Annotated in this window: 19 protein-coding genes and 1 pseudogene; 17 read left to right on the top strand and 3 right to left on the bottom strand. The window is 42.5% G+C overall.

Annotated features, from left to right (window positions below; translation table 11 throughout):
- Positions 1–127: 127 nt before the first annotated feature.
- Positions 128–799 (bottom strand): B3/B4 domain-containing protein, encoded by a 672-nt coding sequence (locus AM500_RS21585; RefSeq protein ID WP_053601078.1) that lies wholly within the window; start codon positions 797–799, stop codon positions 128–130.
- Between the two features lie 283 nt (positions 800–1,082).
- Here AM500_RS21585 and queG point away from each other — a divergent pair, with 283 nt between their 5' ends.
- The 7 genes and pseudogenes from queG to yhbH all read left to right on the top strand — a co-directional run.
- On the top strand, positions 1,083–2,213 hold the full coding sequence (gene queG / locus AM500_RS21580; RefSeq protein ID WP_053601077.1) for a tRNA epoxyqueuosine(34) reductase QueG: 1,131 nt from the start codon (positions 1,083–1,085) through the stop codon (positions 2,211–2,213).
- Positions 2,214–2,301: 88 nt separating this feature from the next.
- On the top strand, positions 2,302–3,180 hold the full coding sequence (locus AM500_RS21575; RefSeq protein WP_053601076.1) for an amidase domain-containing protein: 879 nt from the start codon (positions 2,302–2,304) through the stop codon (positions 3,178–3,180).
- Between the two features lie 275 nt (positions 3,181–3,455).
- Positions 3,456–3,929, top strand: a complete 474-nt coding sequence (trmL, locus tag AM500_RS21570) for a tRNA (uridine(34)/cytosine(34)/5-carboxymethylaminomethyluridine(34)-2'-O)-methyltransferase TrmL (protein ID WP_053601075.1) — start codon at positions 3,456–3,458, stop codon at positions 3,927–3,929.
- A gap of 62 nt (positions 3,930–3,991) precedes the next feature.
- Positions 3,992–4,741, top strand: a complete 750-nt coding sequence (gene nfsA / locus AM500_RS21565; protein WP_053601074.1) for an oxygen-insensitive NADPH nitroreductase — start codon at positions 3,992–3,994, stop codon at positions 4,739–4,741.
- A 405-nt stretch (positions 4,742–5,146) separates the two neighbouring features.
- Positions 5,147–7,042, top strand: a complete 1,896-nt coding sequence (locus AM500_RS21560; protein ID WP_043931463.1) for a PrkA family serine protein kinase — start codon at positions 5,147–5,149, stop codon at positions 7,040–7,042.
- 101 nt (positions 7,043–7,143) lie between these two features.
- On the top strand, positions 7,144–7,344 hold the full coding sequence (locus tag AM500_RS21555) for a hypothetical protein (RefSeq protein WP_043931462.1): 201 nt from the start codon (positions 7,144–7,146) through the stop codon (positions 7,342–7,344).
- A gap of 204 nt (positions 7,345–7,548) precedes the next feature.
- Positions 7,549–8,580: pseudogene (gene yhbH / locus AM500_RS21550) on the top strand (sporulation protein YhbH); the annotation flags it as partial.
- A 43-nt stretch (positions 8,581–8,623) separates the two neighbouring features.
- On the opposite strand, the gene AM500_RS21545 reads toward yhbH, so the two are convergent.
- Both AM500_RS21545 and AM500_RS21540 read right to left on the bottom strand, forming a co-directional pair.
- On the bottom strand, positions 8,624–10,174 hold the full coding sequence (locus tag AM500_RS21545; protein ID WP_053601073.1) for a recombinase family protein: 1,551 nt from the start codon (positions 10,172–10,174) through the stop codon (positions 8,624–8,626).
- Between the two features lie 69 nt (positions 10,175–10,243).
- The gene (locus AM500_RS21540) at positions 10,244–11,122 is read right to left on the bottom strand and encodes a S24 family peptidase (RefSeq protein ID WP_053601072.1); all 879 of its coding nucleotides are present in this window, start codon (positions 11,120–11,122) and stop codon (positions 10,244–10,246) included.
- Positions 11,123–11,588: 466 nt separating this feature from the next.
- Here AM500_RS21540 and AM500_RS21530 point away from each other — a divergent pair, with 466 nt between their 5' ends.
- The 10 genes from AM500_RS21530 to AM500_RS26290 all read left to right on the top strand — a co-directional run bounded on the left by AM500_RS21530 (position 11,589) and on the right by AM500_RS26290 (position 15,887).
- On the top strand, positions 11,589–11,819 hold the full coding sequence (locus AM500_RS21530) for a hypothetical protein (protein WP_053601070.1): 231 nt from the start codon (positions 11,589–11,591) through the stop codon (positions 11,817–11,819).
- A 183-nt stretch (positions 11,820–12,002) separates the two neighbouring features.
- Complete coding sequence (locus AM500_RS21525; protein WP_053601069.1) at positions 12,003–12,782, top strand: phage antirepressor; 780 nt, start codon at positions 12,003–12,005, stop codon at positions 12,780–12,782.
- Positions 12,783–12,886: 104 nt separating this feature from the next.
- A complete protein-coding gene (locus tag AM500_RS21520) occupies positions 12,887–13,783 on the top strand; it encodes a DnaD domain-containing protein (RefSeq protein WP_053601068.1) in 897 nt (298 codons plus the stop codon).
- Positions 13,784–13,788: 5 nt separating this feature from the next.
- Positions 13,789–14,043 (top strand): hypothetical protein, encoded by a 255-nt coding sequence (locus AM500_RS21515; RefSeq protein ID WP_053601067.1) that lies wholly within the window; start codon positions 13,789–13,791, stop codon positions 14,041–14,043.
- Positions 14,043–14,276 (top strand): hypothetical protein, encoded by a 234-nt coding sequence (locus AM500_RS21510; protein ID WP_053601066.1) that lies wholly within the window; start codon positions 14,043–14,045, stop codon positions 14,274–14,276. Before AM500_RS21515 ends, AM500_RS21510 begins: the two co-directional genes overlap by 1 nt.
- An 86-nt stretch (positions 14,277–14,362) precedes the next feature.
- Positions 14,363–14,560, top strand: a complete 198-nt coding sequence (locus tag AM500_RS21505; RefSeq protein ID WP_156319875.1) for a hypothetical protein — start codon at positions 14,363–14,365, stop codon at positions 14,558–14,560.
- Positions 14,547–15,110: a dUTP diphosphatase gene (locus tag AM500_RS21500; protein ID WP_053601064.1), complete on the top strand. Its 564-nt coding sequence runs from the start codon at positions 14,547–14,549 to the stop codon at positions 15,108–15,110. Before AM500_RS21505 ends, AM500_RS21500 begins: the two co-directional genes overlap by 14 nt.
- Complete coding sequence (locus AM500_RS21495) at positions 15,107–15,337, top strand: hypothetical protein (RefSeq protein WP_053601063.1); 231 nt, start codon at positions 15,107–15,109, stop codon at positions 15,335–15,337. The genes AM500_RS21500 and AM500_RS21495 overlap by 4 nt, the downstream gene beginning before the upstream one ends.
- Positions 15,337–15,750, top strand: coding sequence for a RusA family crossover junction endodeoxyribonuclease (locus tag AM500_RS21490; RefSeq protein ID WP_053601062.1), 414 nt, complete (start codon positions 15,337–15,339; stop codon positions 15,748–15,750). Before AM500_RS21495 ends, AM500_RS21490 begins: the two co-directional genes overlap by 1 nt.
- Before the next feature lie 5 nt (positions 15,751–15,755).
- A complete protein-coding gene (locus AM500_RS26290) occupies positions 15,756–15,887 on the top strand; it encodes a hypothetical protein (protein ID WP_269432524.1) in 132 nt (43 codons plus the stop codon).
- Positions 15,888–16,019 lie beyond the last annotated feature (132 nt).

Below are 16,019 nucleotides of genomic sequence, written 5' to 3'. Positions count from 1 at the left end.
CAAAATTCGAGCATTTTTTAATCGCAGTTTCTGATTAAGGCTCCCAAAAAAAGCACAAACTGTTTTTACTTACCTTAGTTTACTAACGCAGTGTTTCGTATAAGACGAGGCATTGCGTTTTTTAATTTTATACTGATTCGACTATTGTAAAATCGCCCTCTCCTCCATGAATTTGAACAAACATTTTCATCAAGGATTCTGTTAGTTTTTGCGCATCGTTATAGTTTGTTGATGGCCGTAAATAAATAAGCTGCAAAGCATTAGTTGTAGTTTCTGAAACAGAGGCCCGGCTTGAATCTACAAACGGGCTGCCGAAAGGGCCGAGTTGATCAGAGGATACGATTAACTTATCAAGGGAATTTGACCGTCCATTCAGACCTGTATATTCCTCACTTGATTTTCCGAGCCTTACAGAGACATCCCCCTTGAGCTGGTCTGTATCATAAATACCGATTGGCACTTGATATTGAAGCGAAAAAAAATTATTTAAGTCAATTGCGCTTTGTACTGAAGGAAGAAAATTTTGCTTCCCAATTCGTCTGTACAAGGCCTCAACTGAAGGCCTATATCGGTTTGGGTCTTTTCCAGTTGTTTTAAATATTTGCCGCCACTCTTTCAGTCCTTCCAATTCTGCCACTGAAGACCCCTCAAGATCAAAGAAAATTGATTCCTGAAACAGCTGGAGTCTTCCCTTTAGCATTTGTGGTGATTCGCCAACATTGATTCCGCTATAGAAAATTACCCCTAATTTAAAGTTGGGAATGAGCTCTGATAAATCCTTTGCAATGTGAATTTCCAATCACTACACCTCCAAATATCTGTAAAAATAGTTTATCATATAAAGGATGCTCCCAAAAACTACACATTAATTTCCGCACAACCTATTCATGAAAGTGATTTGTGTGTCCAGAGAAACTGGCACAAAAAATAAGGCGGTGTGAGTGGAGCCAAGGAATTTACTTATTTTAGCCTGTTTTATATATACTATAATCTGGAGTCTGCCCGTCCGGCGCAGCTCCGCCCCTTTTCCACAGTCAAGCGTTTCATATAGATACAATATCCTGGAAGGGAGGTTGAAACCTTTGAATTACAAAAAACTAAAAGCAGACATAATTGCATATAGCAAGACGATTGGCATAGATAAAATCGGCTTTACGACCGCAGACCCTTTCACAGAGCTAAAGAATAGGCTGATCCGACAGCAGGAATTGAACTACCAGTCCGGCTTTGAAGAACCTGATATTGAAAAAAGGACCAATCCTGGCTTGCTCATGGACCAGCCGAGGTCAATTATTGCAATTGCGCTGGCCTATCCTTCAAAAATGCATGACCGGCCAATAAGCACAAAGGGAGAACGCAGGGGAATATTCGCCCGTGCTTCATGGGGGCTTGATTACCATCATATTCTCCGGGATAAGTTAAACCAGCTTGAGCAGTTCATTTCTGAACAGGTACCGGGCGCAAGGATGAAGTCTATGGTTGATACTGGTGAACTGGCTGACCGTGCAGTTGCTGAGCGGGCTGGGATTGGCTGGAGCGGAAAGAACTGCTCGATCCTTACTCCTGAATATGGTTCATATGTGTACCTTGGAGAGATGATCACAAGTCTCCCGCTTGAACCCGATTTGCCAATGGAGGAACAATGCGGTTCCTGTACGAAATGCCTGGATGCCTGCCCAACTGGGGCTCTTATACAGGGAGGGCAGATTAATGCAAAGAGATGCATTGCTTTTTTGACTCAGACAAAGGATTTTATCCCTGACGAATTCAGAGACAAGATTGGCAACCGGATATACGGCTGCGATTCCTGCCAGACCGCTTGCCCGGTCAACAAAGGAAAGGACTTTCACTTCCATGGGGAGATGGAGGCGGACCCAGAGGTTGCAAAGCCTCTTCTTAAACCGATACTGACCCTGAGTAATAAAGAATTCAAACAGAGGTTTGGTACTGTTGCGGGATCGTGGCGCGGTAAGAAGCCCATACAGCGCAATGCGATTATTGCACTTGGCCACTTTAAGGATGAGAGCGCTATTTGTGAACTTCAAGAGGTTATCAAAAAAGACCCTCGGCCAGTCATGAGGGGAACAGCCGCATGGGCGCTGGGTAAAATCGGGAGTGAAGAGGCGAAGGAAATTCTCTCTTCAATGCTCACTACCGAGAAGGATAACGATGTGCTGACAGAGATTGAAAAGGGTCTTGAAATGATGAAATAAATGAAAGGATGGCTCATTTGCCATTCTTATTTTTTTGCCTAAAATTGTCTCCCTTTTCATATGAATGGTAGGAAAGGGGGCGGTAAGAGTGTTAAATCAATTACAGCAAATGCTAGAAAGAAGGGTAAGCGAATTTGTAAGTGAACTTGAAGAATGCAAGGATGAAAAGGCAATGAGAAAAATACAGTGCTGTATTGAACGGGATGCTGAAATAGTTAAAACCCGGGGGTTTGGCCGAATCTGCAAACAATCAAAGGAGGCAGACGGGCAAAAGGTCCTTTATGAGGTCCATTTCCAAAATCTTATAAAGCAAGGCGGGAAGCTGTATATTGAAGAAGAGGTCGAAACGAGAGAAGCTTACTTTAAGAACGGAACATTGTCCAGAGATAGTGAAGTATTTCCCGTCCAGCCTGCTGTCGCCGTTTCCACGGATTTATTGCTTGACTCTATAAGTGGGGGGGACCGTTCGTCTTATACGTATGACAGGCGGAAGGCGGTACAATACGCAGAGCGCTGGTGGAATTCATACAATCCGGCATTTAAAAAGTTTGAGGTGGATTGCACCAATTTTATATCTCAATGTCTTCATGCAGGAGGAGCGCCAATGAGGGGATACCCCAACCGTGGCCAGGGCTGGTGGATGCGCAGTAATAATTGGAGCTTCAGCTGGTCGGTTGCAAATTCATTGCGCTTGTATTTGGGTACTTCGAAATCAGGGCTCCGGGCGAGGGAGGTATCAAGTCCGGATAAACTGCTGCTGGGTGATGTCATTTGCTATGACTTTGAAGGAGATGGAAGATATAATCATAACACCATTGTCGTTGCGAAGGATGCAAACGGGATGCCACTTGTGAATGCCCATACGTATAATAGCCGGATGAGATACTGGGCTTATACGGATTCGTCCGCGTATACTCCAAAAATAAAATATAAGTTTTATACGATCGTTGATGACAGCCGCGAATAGTTGTAAGAGGTGGTGGGAGTGGTATAATAACGTATATCATTTTAAAAATGTCTAGCTCTAGCGCCTACACGTGCGCAAACTTCAGGTCTCCTCCCTGCGATAAGTCATGCACGAACACGCTTACGCTCTTCGTGATTCCTTTATTTCAGTCGAAGCCCCTCCAGTTTATACGGCGATGACCACAAAGGAAATCTTCTATGATTCATCATCGCAGGGACAGGCGCCTTTTGCCTGTCACGAAGGCGCTTGGGCTTTTCTTGTAAGGAGTGAACATCTTGGCGAATCACGTTGTCTTATATCAACCACTTATCCCGGCGAACACTGGAAATATTTCTAGAACATGTGCCGGTACAGGTACATATCTCCACTTAATCCGTCCACTTGGCTTTTCAACTGACGACAAACAACTGAAAAGAGCTGGACTTGATTATTGGGAACATGTGAAGCTGGTTTATCATGATTCTTTTGATGACTTTTATAAGTCAGCAAGAGGCGGAGAGTTTTTTTATATAACAAAGTTTGGAGAAAAGCCCCATACAACATTTGACTTTAGTGACCCAGAAAAGGAATACTATTTCATTTTTGGCAAGGAAACCACAGGCCTGCCTAACGAAGTTATAGAGGCCAATTTGGAAAGGTGTCTTCGAATTCCGATGAATAGCCATATACGGTCCCTGAACCTTTCAAATACGGCTGCAATTCTTGTTTATGAAGCATTAAGGCAGCAAAACTATCCTGAACTGTTGTAGGCCTGCGACCCGCGCAGGCTTTTTAAATAACAGAATATCTCTAGTGCAAAGGAGCGTAACTCATGAATCCAATCATTGAGACACTGCTTAACCACCGCTCAATCCGCAAGTTTGAGGACAAGCCATTAACGGACGACCAAATACGCGCCATTGTTGAGAGCGCCCAGGCTGCTTCGACATCGAGCTTTATTCAGGCTTATTCTATTATCGGTGTAAAGGATCAGGCGAAAAAGAAGCGTTTGGCCGAAGTCGTCGGAAATCAGGAGTACGTTGAGAAAAACGGACACTTTTTTGTGTTCTGTGCTGACTTATATAGACACGCTCTAATTGGTGAAACACAGGAACAGGATGTACTCGATTCGATTGAAAGCACTGAGAAATTCATGGTGGCATTAATTGATGCTTCCCTTGCAGCCCAAAATGCGGCGACTGCAGCGGAATCAATGGGGCTAGGAATCTGCTATATCGGTGGGATCCGAAATGACCTGGAGGAAGTGAAGAAGCTGCTTTCGACTCCTGAACGGGTTATCCCCTTGTTTGGTCTTGCGGTTGGATATCCAGCGCAAGCGCCAGGAAAGAAGCCTCGGCTTCCTTTTGAACATATTTATCATGAAGATGGATACGAACAGGACAAAGAAATTTACTTACATCAGCTTGAAGAGTATGATCAGCTTATTTCTGCTTATTATAAGGAACGGACTGAAGGGAAGCGGCGTGATACCTGGTCCAGTCAGATAGCGGGAATGCTGGAGCGAAAAAACCGAATGTATATGAAGGAATTTGTACAAAGAAATAAAATGAATTTAAAGTAAAAATAAAGAAAAGAGCTGCCTCCAAGGGCAGCTCTTTTCCATTTAACATGCAGTCGTCCGCTTTAAAATAGTATCAATTGGTGAAAAACACCGACTGATTTTTTTTACCTATTTGCTATTTGTTCCCGGCTTATCATCATATCCGGATGTGAAAATAGCTGCGAGGAATGTAACGGCAACGCCAAGAATTAAAACTAGTCTCATGGTATTAATAAGCCCCCTTTGCCCGTCAAGATCAAAATAAATAATACAAAACCATTATAGCTTAACAAATCGTTTGTGGAAATGAATTACTATCTTTTTTAGCGAGGATATTTCGGGAGGTCAGTTGCATGTTCAATTGGGTGGACGCATAGAGTATAGTAATCGTCTCTGATTTTAGCGACAGGGGGAGGACTTTACACTATGGATATTTTAAGAAAAATCGAGATGTACAGAGAAGAGGAAGAAAAGCTTCGCTGGGAAGGTACCTTCGGAGAATATTTACAATTGCTGAAAGAGAAGCCATGGGTTGCCCAATCCGCACATTCACGGGTTTATAATATGTTGAAGGATGCCGGAATCGCAAAAGAAAAGGGCAAAAAATCGTATGAATTTTTCAATCAGCAGTTGTTTGGTCTTGAGGAAGCTCTGGAGCGCCTGGTTGAGGAATATTTCCATCCTGCGGCAAAACGCCTGGATGTCAGAAAGCGGATTTTGCTGCTGATGGGGCCGGTCTCGGGCGGTAAATCCACACTTGTAACCATGTTGAAGAGAGGGCTGGAGGCTTATTCGCATACGGACAGGGGAGCTGTTTATGCGATTAAGGGCTGCCCAATGCACGAGGATCCGCTTCATTTAGTACCGCACTATCTAAGAAAAGACTTTTTTGACGAGTATGGAATCAGGATTGAAGGGAATTTATCTCCACTTAATATGATGCGTCTCCAGGAAGAGTATGGAGGCAGAATTGAGGATGTCCAGGTTGAACGGATTTTCTTTTCAGAGGATAAGAGGGTTGGAATTGGAACATTCAGCCCCTCGGATCCTAAATCACAGGATATCGCCGATTTAACTGGAAGCATCGATTTCTCGACAATTGCCGAGTACGGTTCCGAGTCGGACCCGCGTGCATACCGGTTTGACGGTGAATTGAATAAAGCGAACCGCGGGATGATGGAATTCCAGGAAATGTTGAAGTGCGATGAAAAATTCCTTTGGCACCTGCTTTCCCTGACACAGGAAGGTAATTTCAAGGCAGGCAGGTTTGCGCTGATCAGTGCTGATGAATTAATCGTTGCCCATACGAACGAAACTGAATACAGGTCGTTCATCTCAAATAAGAAAAACGAAGCACTCCATTCAAGAATCATTGTCATGCCGATTCCATATAACCTAAAGGTATCTCAGGAAGAAAGAATTTACGATAAGATGATTCGTGAAAGTGATGTTGCTGATGTACACATTGCACCTCATACATTACGAGTGGCGGCAATGTTTACGATTCTTACTAGGCTGAAGGAACCTAAGAAGGGCGACATTGACCTTGTTAAAAAGATGAGGCTTTATGATGGGGAAAGTGTAGAGGGGTATAATGCCGCGGACGTAGCAGAGTTAAAAAAGGAATACCAGGATGAAGGAATGAGCGGAATTGATCCGCGATATGTTATCAACAGGATATCCTCAACAATTATTCGCAAAGAAATGACGTCCATTAATGCTCTTGATGTCCTTCGCTCGTTGAAGGATGGCCTGGATCAGCATCCATCAATTACACCTGAGCTTCGGGAGAAGTATATGAATTATATCTCTTTAGCCAGGAAAGAGTATGATACGATTGCTAAAAAGGAAGTCCAAAAGGCATTTGTCTATTCGTATGAGGAGTCCGCAAAAACACTTATGGATAATTATCTTGATAATGTGGAGGCATATTGCAACAAGTCTAAACTCCGAGACCCGCTTACCGGAGAGGAAATTTCACCTGATGAAAAGCTGATGAGGTCGATTGAGGAGCAAATTGGCATTTCTGAAAATGCGAAGAAGGCATTCCGTGAAGAGGTACTGATCCGTATTTCCGCCTATGCAAGGAAAGGGAAGCGATTTGACTACAACTCCCATGACCGTCTGCGTGAAGCGATTCAGAAGAAGCTTTTTGCAGATTTGAAGGATGTTGTCAAAATTACGACATCCTCGAAAACGCCAGATGAGCAGCAGCTGAAGAAGATTAATAATGTTGTCGCCCGCCTGATTGATGAACATGGCTATAATTCAACATCTGCCAATGAACTGCTTAGATATGTCGGCAGCCTGTTAAACCGCTAGCCTATTAAAGGAAAGTTTTAAGCCGGATGCACGTAAATAGCATCCGGCTTATAGTTTATTAAAATGCATATCGGGGAATTAGACGGGTAGAGGTGAGACCAATGGAAAAGGATAAGAAAAATGTAGGCCTTGATAAAGACTATCAACCTAAAAATGGGTCTATGGCACCCGATATGGAAGATATTAAAAATCTGGGTAAACAAATGGAGAATCGCCGTTCTAATCAAGAATTAAAAGAGGAATATGGAAAGAATCCAGATCCAATACAAAATGAAGAAGAAGACGAAAACCTCCGCAACTAACGCGGAGGTTTTTTCTCAGCTTATATTGTATACCATATATTTACTGTTAGTTTTCAAAATAATTTGTAAATTATCTACTGTTTTCGCATAGTATAGAGTAATCAATCATTACTATCATTCATTTTGGGCACCATCATAGTTTATGCATAAAGCTGGAACATGTGAAGAAAAACTTTAAAAAAACTTAATAAGGAGGGGTTTGGAATGAACGATGAGAACAATCACCATTTTGTGATCTCAAAGGAAGATTGGTCCCTCCACCGAAAAGGCCACGATGACCAGCAACGGCATCAAGAAAAAGTCCAGGAGGCAATCCGCAATAATCTTCCAGACTTGATTACCGAGGAAAGTATTATCATGTCAAATGGCCGTGATGTAGTCAAAATACCGATTCGTTCATTGGACGAATACAAAATCCGTTACAACTATGATAAAAACAAGCATGTCGGCCAGGGAAATGGCAAATCCAAAGTAGGCGATGTTGTTGCCAGGGATGGGTCCGGTGACAAAAAAGGACCAGGTAAAGGGCAAGGGGCAGGCGACCAGGCAGGAGAGGACTATTTTGAAGCGGAAGTTTCCATGATGGAGCTGCAGGAAGCGTTATTTAAAGAACTTGAATTGCCTAACCTAAAGAAGAAAGAACAGCAGGAGCATCAGGTAGAACACATTGAATTCAATGATATCCGCAAGACGGGGCTAATGGGAAATATAGATAAAAAGCGGACGATGATGTCTGCCTTCAAGAGAAATGCGATGTACGGCAAGCCAGCATTCCACCCAATCTACAAAGAAGATTTGAAATTCAAGACATGGAATGAAATTATTAAACCGGATTCCAAAGCTGTCGTCCTTGCAATGATGGACACTAGCGGTTCGATGGGACTATGGGAAAAGTATATGGCTCGCAGTTTCTTCTTCTGGATGACAAGGTTCCTGAGGACCAAATATGAGACAGTTGAGATTGAATTCATCGCCCATCACACAGAAGCCAAAGTTGTATCCGAGGAAGACTTTTTCTCGAAAGGGGAAAGCGGCGGTACCATCTGTTCCTCGGCATACAGGAAAGCACTTGAATTGATCAATCAAAAGTACGACCCGGTGAAATTCAATATTTATCCGTTCCATTTCTCGGACGGTGACAACTTGACCTCGGACAATGCAAGGTGCGTCAAGCTTGTTGAGGAATTAATGAAAGTATCCAATATGTTTGGGTACGGCGAGGTAAATCAGTACAACTATTAATGCTACATACAAAATTTTAGGCAGCCTTTTGGGCTGCCTATATGTTTAAATAAAGCTGAATTTCAAATTCATCTGATTTCTTTGAGTCCGGGTGCCTACGGTAAGTAACCTTTTCAAGCACTGATTTCAATAGTTGATTCTTTTTTACGATGTCATCTGTTTGCCTATAGGTTTCAAGAACTTTTAATGTCCGGGGAAGGAAATCCAGAACTTGTTTTTCTCTAACTCGTTCTATTTCTATTTCGTCTTGTATGGATTTCATTTCAGCTTCAATTGTTTTTAGATTATCTCCAATCGTGGCTTGCCTTTCCATAAAAGTATCTATATCATAAATTCCTCTTTCCAAAAAGTCGTGCAGCTTGTTTTTTTGCTTGGTGTATTCTGCTTTTTCTTTCTCCTTTTTCAAGAGAAGCTTTCCCAATTGAGGACTTAAATTTTCTCTTTCTGCGGAATGACTAACTTTTACCTCGAATTCTTTTACGTATTCCTCTAGAGAATTTAATATTCTTTCCTCTACTAATGGGAGTAGTGCGGATTTTTGTTTCCCCCTGCAGCTAGGCTTATTGCATCTAACAGAAGCGTTCGGTCTGCTTTTATTGTGGCCGTGAAGCATTGTAAATCCACAGAGCTCACATTTCAGTATCCCAGCAAGTGGGTTTGATAATGTTTTAGTTGTGTTAGTAGATGCTCTCCATCTACCTGTGTGGGCTGTATTTGCAGCTACAAAAAGTTCGTTGGAAACAAGAGGCTCGTGGGCATTTTCCTTTACGATCCACTCCTCGGGTTTCATTACTTTTCTAACGTAGTTACCCCCGCGTTTTTTGTAAGTAATCTTTCCCCAAATAATTTTCCCGATATAAACCTCATTTTTTATTATCGCTGTTATCGTTGAGGGAGACCAAAATTCGCGTTTTGGGTCTGGTGGCGAAATGGATTTACTGTCCAAATAGTTTGATATGGCTTGTCGCCCTTGTCCACTTACAGTCAATTCGAATATTTTCTTAACAACCCAAGCTGTTTCAGGGTCAGGATAGAGCTTTAAATTGGAATCTCTCAAATATCCGTATGGTGGTTTTTTAGAAATAGATTTACCGCTCTTAGCTTTATCACGCCTTCCTCCCTGGAGCCGTTTCGTAATAGATTTCAATTCTTGTCTGGCTACGAGAGACTTGACTGAGAAAACCAACTCCCAAGATTCTTCCTCCGGATCAAATATTTCAGTAGGGGTAAGTAGTTTGACATTATTGTAGCGAAAAGCGCGGTCAAGAATTCCCGAATCATACATATCACCCCGACCAAGGCGGTCTACATCCATTACAAGTACAGCGTCAACTGCGCCTTCGTCCATGCGCTTGAGCATCTTCTGGAGCTCGGTACGTTCAACTATAGATTCGCCAGTGACCAGCTCTTCAAATTTATCAACGAGGACATGACCCTCTCGTTTTATTACTTCCATCAAGTTTTTTCGATGGCGAGCTAGCGTATCATACGCCCAGCCCTCGTCTGCAGCTCTACGTTCTTCTTCAACATCTGAACGGCTTTTCCTAAGATATATGAATATGTGTAGACCTGAAAGTCTTGATGCCATTTAATTCACCTCTATACTAAATAAACTTAGCCATCATCGGAACGAAAAAAAGAAAAGCCTAAAAGGCTTTTATGGAACGAATATTACTTGGATCACTTTGCCGACAATTCTTGCTTTGCGATCATTCAGCGGTATAGGTGCATATTTCTCATTTGTAGAAATAAGCCAGACAGAACCATCTTCATACCTTTTCACTTTTTTCAAAGTGGCCTCGTCTCCGTTAACATTTACAACAGCAATTTCTCCGTTTTCGACCTCAGGTTGGACTTTTACAACGACTCTGTCGCCTTCATAAATTCGGCTGCCTTCCATTGAATCCCCTTTTACAATAAGGATAAAAATTTCACCATCTTTGTAGTGCCCTGGGTTCGGAATCATAGTATAGGACTCAATATGTTCTTGGGCAAAGATTGGCTGACCTGCTGCTATATATCCAAGAACTGGCACAGACAACACGCTTTCTATTTTAGCGAAATCTTCTCTGGCATACGTTGGACCGTAAGGGGGAGTAGGTATGATGAAATCAGGGTCCTTAACTCTGTCTTCTCTAACTTCATCAATGCGAATCCCATGTATTTCTAAATATTGCTTAACCATATCCTCAAATATTTCCGGATTCCCTCTTAGCATTGTACCTGTCTTCCCTGAGCCACTCCTAACCGTCTCGACTCCAATCCCTAATTGATTCGCGATATCTGATAGGGAAATAGCGCTTTCGTCCTGATGCCCGGCAGCTAGCATTAATTCGTTGTAAGTCACATTGCCCTCTGCATGATCGGTGAGCTTTTTTATCGTTTGGGGTGTTGGCGGGCTATCCACCACTCCTCTAATCAATCTCGATATATGGGCTGAATCTACCCCTGACTCCTTGGCAAACGCATTTATAGACCGGTCACCTTTCGCTTTTGAAAGGAGTTGGCCAAATTCCTCTTTATTAAATTCGGACATTAATACACCCCCTACTACAACTTCATTTTAATCTTTCTATTGACTATATTCAATGGCATGAAAAAATTTTAAAAATATTACCAATAAAACTGTTGACTGCATTCCATAGTATGCGCTATAGTTTTGAATACAAACAACATTGAATTTATTCAACATCTAAGACGTGTGTTGTTGAAAATAATCAACGGAGAAAGGAGGCAGTTGTTATATGTACCTTGATAAGTCAAGAGTGAGGAAACTCATGGATAATTCGGCAGACGGTAGTTACAACAAGTTTGCTCGGATGCTGGATGTGGATGTCGGCCAATTGCACAAAATACTTAATTCAGATAGCAATGCAGGCCCAAAATTTTTAGGGAAGCTGATGGCGTTCTGTCAGGACCGGAATATAAATTTTATCGATTTGATAACTACAGTACCAACAATCCAAAGTGACGAGGCTCATCGAGTAAAGAGGTGAAAATAAATGTCCGCAATAAGTGTTGTCCGCAAGCATACATATGATTCAAGGGGGCATGCGGACATGACAAGTAAAACACACATCATCGGTAATACAACGGTTATTATTCACAGTCCTTTGGTTTCTATGACCTCGTTGGAGCGAAAACTATGGTTTGAAGAAGAAATGAAGAAAGGCAATCCAGCTTTAGAGAGAATCAGCCAGGCCGTATTAAATTGCTATAAGCCAAATAATTAAAGCCTAACCAGGCTTTCCTTTTTACCCGATTTGCAGAAATTGGTGAACGACAATCGGAATACTTGAAAGGGATGGTACATACGGGCTACATCATAGCGATTGGTTTAATTGTCGTAATCATGTTGACTTGGGCCGGATTGACTTATGAATAAATAATTCATTGCCAAAAGAAAGGAGAAATGGATGAAAGAATTGCAGAAGGTATTTAACTACAGCGGGCATGACGTCAGGACGGCTGTGAGGAACGGTGAACCTTGGTTTATTGCTAAGGACGTGTGCGAGGTCCTTGAAATAGGAAATCCATCGGAAGCTTTAAAACGGTTAGATGAGGATGAAAAAGCCCTCATTTCAACTGAGGGCTTTCGCGGGTCAGTAAATATAGTAAATGAGCCGGGACTTTATACATTAATACTCGGCAGTCGTAAAACAGAAGCAAAACAATTCAAACGCTGGATCACTCATGAAGTAATTCCTTCCATCCGAAAGAATGGGGCCTATATGACAGGTGAAACGTTGGAAAAGGCTCTCACAAGCCCTGACTTTTTAATTGACCTGGCCACTAGATTAAAAGAAGAACAGACAAAAAGATTAGAAGCGGAACAGAAAATTGCGGAACAGAAACCAAAAGTTCTATTTGCTGAAGCTCTTGAAACCTCCAATACATCCATTCTTATCGGTGAGCTGGCGAAGCTGCTTAATCAAAATGGTATAGATATTGGACAAAATCGTCTTTTTGAATGGCTGCGGAAACAGGGATACCTTATCCGAAAGCAAGGAGAAATGTTTAATCTTCCCACCCAGTACAGCATGGATATCGGCCTTTTCGAAATTAAAAAACGGACCATCAACAATCCGGATGGCTCTGTTCGTACCACACGTACACCTAAAGTGACAGGTAAAGGCCAGGTATATTTCATCAATAAATTTCTAGAGCAAAGACAGAAAAAAAGCCTGACGCGGTAACGTCGGACCATTAAGAAAGAATATATAACCATTATAGCAAAACGGCTACGTTTTATTCCACAAATAAATAGTTGAGTTCTAAAGATAGCAAGGGAGGTGCTCCTTTGCAGGGGTACATTAAGGATCATCGGAAAGAAATGCACAGCGCAATATGGATGATGCCTCCCCTTTACCACCGAGCCTGGCAATATCTTAAATACATTGTCAACCATCACGATGCCACTATCCCTATGCGGGACGGAACCCATTTGACCATAAAAGCTGGCCAGCACCTCACATCGGTTAGGGATATCGCAAAGAACATCGGCTGGTATGAGGGGGTGAAGTGGAAGGAACCCAACCCCAAGACAGTTTCCACTATTCTTGAATGGATGGAGAAACAGTCAATGATAAAAATTGACCGCGGGAAGGGTAACAGGCAGTACACACTAATCACCCTATTAAATTGGCACGTTTACCAACAAAAAAGTGTTGAGGGTAACAGTAAGGTAACAGTCAAGGAACAGTGCGCGGATATAAACAAGAATGATAAAGAATGTTTTAAGAATGAAAAAGATACTACTACCACTACTGCCGCAGAAGTTATAGAAAATCCCGTTGTGTTTTTCGAAAAATCGCTTTGCCGGTTGTCCACATTTCAGGCCGACTCACTTTGGAAGTGGGTGGATGATTTTGGTGGAAACCAGGATATCGTGAATGAGGCCATTCAGATAGCGGACAGCAAAAACAAACGGTATTTCGGCTTCGTGGAGTACCTGCTGAAAGAGTGGAAGAATAATAACCTGGCCACCCTTGATAGAGTGAAAGCTTATGAGCAGGAGAAATTCAATAAGCAAAAGCTGGGGCGATCCAGCTCATATAAAAAACCAATTAGGCAAGAAATAGTACCTGATTGGATGAACGAAAAGGAACCACAGCCTGAACAGCAGCAGGAGCCTACTGAAGATTTGGAAGAGAAAAAGAGAAGAGTCCAGGAAAAATTAAATCATTTTAGGGAGTGAATTGCTTGGAGAAGAAACTGGCTGATTTTAGAGCCGATCATAAACGTGGTCGTTTTAACAAAGATGATATTCTTTGGCTCATTGATAAAGTGGACGAGCTGCATGCAGAAAACCGCAAGCTCCGCCACAGCAAAGGACTTCGCCCGTATTTATCCCTAGCTGAACAAAATCTTTCTCAAGCCCAGTACATTCTCGGACTTGAAGCAAGGTTGGATCAGCTCGAGGAACAACTAGCCCAACGTCATCCGGTGAACGTGTAATGGGTGTCCTTCTAGAATCTGTCGTGCTTCAGAAAGAGGCCAGGGGAGCTAAAGGGTTGGAACTGGAATTAAAAAAACAGTTTATCCTAGAAAAACTGCTTGGAATGGGAGTTAGCCAAACAGATACAGGCAAGTCGGTTTTTGAACTTGATTACGACGATTTGAAACAACAATGGGTACTTGCCACATTCCGGCAGATAGATATCGAGGCAGATGCAAACAAATGGTATTAGAGCAAAAGCAACAACGCGGACGGAAAAAGGGAACCACAGGGCCTAACCGCCATCCTAGAAAAAATAGAATTATTGTGCTGGAGGACATGGATTTTGTATGGGACGAGCCGGACCTCATTTACCTTGCTGCAATTTGGAGGGAAAACCAAAGTGTTCTCAACATGGCAAAGCACTTTAAGAGGGATCCTGACGAAATAATTCTTGCGCTTATTCACCTTGCGAGAGAAAAGGAAATTAAGAGAAGGCCGAGTGGCTTGAAAGGGGACGGGCATGGAATTCACTAAACTATTACAGATGGAAAAAGACCTTGATGAACGGATTGAAAATGAACATCCTCGAAAGCAAGGCGAGGATAGGCGGGCTAAGAAGCTAATCGCCTTGTTTGTGGAGATTGGCGAAATGGCGAATGAGGCAAGATTTTTCAAGTGTTGGAGTCATGACCAAGAGCCAAGGACTACCTGCCCTGAGTGTAAGAATGCCGGTTTTGTGGGGATGGCTGATTATGCTGAAGTTGAATGCTGGGAATGTGAAGGAAAAGGCAAGAACCCGCTACTTGAAGAAGCAGTCGATGTTCTTCATTTTCTCCTATCTATCGCCAACGACATAAACATCGATTCACCTGCTGTGGAATTGTTTAAGAAATTATCGCTTGAAGAGCAAGTTCTAGATTTAATAGATCAAGCGCGAACCTGTTATGTGCCAACCGACTGGCATTGTACATGGAGCCTATATATCGGCCTTATGGATATGCTCGGATTTACTTGGGAGCAGATTTGCGAGGCATATTTGGAAAAGAACGCTGTGAACTTTATGCGGCAGGAGACAGGATATTGATTACCTCCACGCGATTCCAAGATACCACCGTCACCAGGAAAACAGAAAAGGAAGCGCGGCAAGCGATAGATGACTTACTACGGAGAGGGTACGAAGTTATCTATCCGTTAACGCAAATAACCAACGACGGAAAGCAGTGGAAGCGGGATGCTTACGGCAGGAATATTTTCATTCAGAATACTCCGAAAAGCTCCTGGAAGGCAAAGTTAAGACGGGTGATTAAATAATGATTGAATTTACAGTTTACGGTGAGCCGGTTGCACAGGGCCGGCCCCGCTTTAGCTCTAAAAATGGAATAGTGACAGTTCGTGACCCGGCAAAGTCAAAGGATTTTAAACATTATGTAAAGATGGTCGCGAGTCAAAATAAACCTCCTCAGTTGTTCGAAGGTCCGCTTAAACTCGAAATTATAGTTTACAAGGCGACTTTGAAAAGTTTTTCTAAAAAGAAATTGCAACAAGCTGAGGAAGGGAAGCTCCGGCCTATAACAAAACCGGATGTCGATAATTATGCCAAGGGTATTAAGGATGCCTTAAAGTCGGTTGTTTGGAAAGATGATAGCCAAGTAGTGGATCTGGTCGTAAGGAAATATTACAGCCAAACACCTAGGGTAATTGTAAAAGTTACTGAAATGGAGTGAGGTGCATGAGTAAAAGGGGAGCCCGTTGGTATTTGCTCTACCGCCGGGAAGAAGATAACCGTGTTTATGTATATGAACCGCTAAAGAAGTACGAGCTAAACTCGCGGATTCGTAAAGGGTGGAAAAGAATCTCATGAATCGTATAACTATGATGGCTCGTCTCGATCAACTACTAAACAATTGCAAATCTTGCCCAATGAATAATACTACAGGTTCACCTCCAGATACAAGATGCGGAGGTTGTCATACTTACTCTGGGTTGCGTGAGA

Source organism: Bacillus sp. FJAT-18017 (assembly GCF_001278805.1).
Taxonomy (GTDB): Bacteria; Bacillota; Bacilli; order Bacillales; family Cytobacillaceae; genus Bacillus_D.
Note: the sequence above shows the minus strand (reverse complement) of the source record. Positions and strands in the feature narration are given on the sequence as shown.